The following is a 2,726-nucleotide window of genomic DNA, read 5'->3' as shown; positions in this document are numbered from 1 at the left end:
ATGTCCGGCTCCACCGTGTCCGCCTCCACCGCGTGGTGTCCCGCCGCGTCCGGACCCACCACATCCGGACCCACCGCGTCCGGCTCCGCCCCGTTCTGCTCCATCACCTCCGGCTCCACCCCGTCCGGCTCCATGGCGTTCTGCTCCGCACTGCCGCCGGTCACCGCGCCGAGCTCGGCGTGGAGCGCCGCGTCCACCCGGGCGACGTCGCGGCCGTCGGCCACCACGACCAGGGCGCCGCGACCGGCGGCCAGGGTGGCGCGTACGGCACGGGCGACGGCGGCCGGCCACTCCGGACCTGGCATGGCGGTCCACACCGCCCGCGGCGACCGTCCTTCGGCCAGCGCGGCGAGGAACGACGGGCCCGCGGGATAGGCCGCCCACGGCCCCGGTCCGGCGGGCGCCGCCATCCCGGCGGTCCCCTCGGTGCCCACGCCGGGCGGTCGCCGCGCGGACTCGCCGGCCTGCGCCTCGACGCGTGCGTGGCGGGGCGGGATCGCGAGGCGCAGCACGTCGCACAGGGTGCCCGCGTAGCGGTCAGCGACCTCGCGGGCGAGGGCGGCCACCTCGGGGGCGAGCACGGGTTCAGCGGAGATCACCCGTTCCAGGAACGACAGCCGGCCCTCGTGTTCGCTCTCGTCGACCCGCTCGAGCAGGAAGCCGTCCACGAGCTGGCCCGCGAAGCGCACCCGCACTCGGCACCCTGGCACGGCGGCGGCGTCGAACTCCGTGGGCACGAGGTAGTCGAACGGCCGGTCCAGGTGGGGCAGCGGCACGTCCACGACGACGCGCGCCACCTTGAGCGCGGTGGCGGGCACCCGCGCGCCCTTGCGGGGGGACTTCTTCCCGGCCTTCTCCGCCTGCCCCGCCTTGCCGGCCCGGCCGCCGGCCATCGCCGGTTTCGCCTCCGCGCGCGAGGCCACGGTCGGCAGACCGCCCATGCCGGGCAGCTGCTCCGGGGACCCGGGTCCGGGTCCTCCGCCGTCGTTCGCCACTCCCCCGTCCTACCAGACCGCGCGGACGACCCCGCGGATCGGACCCGGCGGGCACCCCGGACGCGTGCGCCGGCTCACCGCTCGCTCTGCGGATATGCCGCCGAGACCCGCTTGGGCACGACCATGCGCCAGGCGTCGACCACCAGTTCGCGCATCTCCGCGACGTCGAGCGCGGCCATGCGGGCGAGCACCCAGTTGAAGCGCTGGTCGGAGACGACCGGCAGCAGGAATCTCCCGGGCTCGGCGGCGATGAGCGCGGCGCGCTCCTCCTTGGGGTACGCGAAGCCCATGAGGGCCTCGTCTCGCGAGAATGCCACGTAGACGATCCGGCCGACCCGGAACTTGACCCGGTCTCTGATGAGATGCTCCTCGGTCCGGGGCAGTGACAGCGCCAGCTCGCGCACGTCCTCGACCGTGACCATCGATATCCCTCCGCCCGCTCCGCGCGGTGCCCGCCGACCGCAACCCTAGGCCACGGGGGTCCGCCCTTTCCGGTCCTCAGCGCCCCCGTTCGTACGGAACTCCCGCGAGTTGGGACATCCGATGTGCGAAAGACCGCATGGACGGCGTTTCAAGGGAGAAGTAACCGGCAGGACACGGCCGCACGCACTGGGTAGTAAATAAGTAGTAAAAATAGTTTGCTTATATAGTCAAATATATTGGAGGCCCTAGGTATGCCGACCGATGGTCGAGACCACGCCGGCCCGAGCGTCGACGAAGGGGTCCGGACGCTGCTCCTGCTCATGCCGCGGGTGGTCGGGCGCATCAAGCGCTCCCGGGTCCCCAGGGAGCTCCAATCCCTGTCACTCGCGCCGCGACACCTATCGCTGCTCGCCTACCTGTTGTTCGACGGACCGATGAGCGTCAACGAGCTCGCCGACCGGCTCGAGATCGTGCCGGCGACGGCGAGCCTGATGATCGGCGACCTGAGCCGGCAGGGGGTCATCGACCGCCGCGAGGACGAGGCCGACCGGCGGCGGACGATCGTGAGCGTCGCCGACGACCACCGGACGGCCGTCGAAGGCTGGCTGGCGAAGGGTGCCGAGGCATGGAAGAAGGCGCTCCAGCCGCTCACCCCCGCTCAGCGACGGACCTTCATCGACACCCTTCACGTCTACGAGCGCGAGCTCAACGCCGCCGACGGGGGATGACCACGAACGTCCGCGGGTCCGGTGACACCCGGGTCGGCGTCCGTGGTACAGGGTCTGTCGAGCCTGGCCCTCGATCGTGACGCGAGCGTCGACTATGCCGGGTACAGCCACTCCAGCGCCGCGACGCTCTTGTCGAGGTACTTGTCACGCCCGGTCTCGATCCCGTAGGCCATGTCCTCCAGAACGCCGCACCTGGCGTAGAAGACCGCGCGCGGGCCGATCGCCTCGAGATCGTCGACGTCGGTCCGGTATCCGCGCAGGGCCTGGCGGACCGCGTCGGGGCCCAGGTCGCGGTACAGGAGGCCGAAGTCATGGGCCGGATCCACGATCGCGGCATCGCTCCAGTCGATGACGCCGGTCACCGTCCACGCGACCGGGTCGACGAGAACGTGCTCGATCCCCAGGTCGTTGTGCGAGAACGCCAGAGCGTGCCCGCCGGCCGGCGGCGCCGCGTCGAGGAAGGCCTCCACGGCCGGCCGGTGCACCGGCGGCACCTTTTCGATGACCAGGGCATAGGTCTCGGCGGCCTCGCTCAGCCACAGCTCCTTCGGCCGGTCGTCGATGCCCACCAGTTCGGCCA

The 2,726-nt window shown here is 71.9% G+C and carries 3 protein-coding genes and 1 pseudogene; 1 reads left to right on the top strand and 3 read right to left on the bottom strand.

What is annotated here, in order from left to right:
• Positions 1-995, bottom strand: a pseudogene (locus HKK72_RS38420) (hypothetical protein); the annotation flags it as partial.
• 74 nt (positions 996-1,069) lie between these two features.
• A complete protein-coding gene (locus HKK72_RS38415) occupies positions 1,070-1,417 on the bottom strand; it encodes an MmcQ/YjbR family DNA-binding protein (protein WP_187239294.1) in 348 nt (115 codons plus the stop codon).
• A 252-nt stretch (positions 1,418-1,669) separates the two neighbouring features.
• On the opposite strand from HKK72_RS38415, the gene HKK72_RS38410 reads away from it, so the two are divergent.
• Complete coding sequence (locus HKK72_RS38410; protein WP_187239293.1) at positions 1,670-2,146, top strand: MarR family winged helix-turn-helix transcriptional regulator; 477 nt, start codon at positions 1,670-1,672, stop codon at positions 2,144-2,146.
• Between the two features lie 92 nt (positions 2,147-2,238).
• Here the strand turns inward: HKK72_RS38410 and HKK72_RS38405 are convergent.
• Positions 2,239-2,726 (bottom strand): phosphotransferase (locus tag HKK72_RS38405; protein ID WP_187239292.1); only part of this gene is annotated, 488 nt, incomplete at its 5' end.

The sequence above is a fragment of the Actinomadura sp. HBU206391 genome (genome assembly GCF_014323665.1).
Classification (GTDB): domain Bacteria; phylum Actinomycetota; class Actinomycetes; order Streptosporangiales; family Streptosporangiaceae; genus Actinomadura_C.
The sequence above is the reverse complement of the archived record's forward strand: the minus strand, read 5'-3'. Positions and strand labels throughout refer to the sequence as shown.

Excerpts from the sequence above, each read along its gene's own strand:
- HKK72_RS38410 (WP_187239293.1), top strand. The coding sequence starts at position 1,670 with ATGCCGACCGATGGTCGAGACCACGCCGGCCCGAGCGTCGACGAAGGG.
- HKK72_RS38415 (WP_187239294.1), bottom strand. The coding sequence starts at position 1,417 with ATGGTCACGGTCGAGGACGTGCGCGAGCTGGCGCTGTCACTGCCCCGG.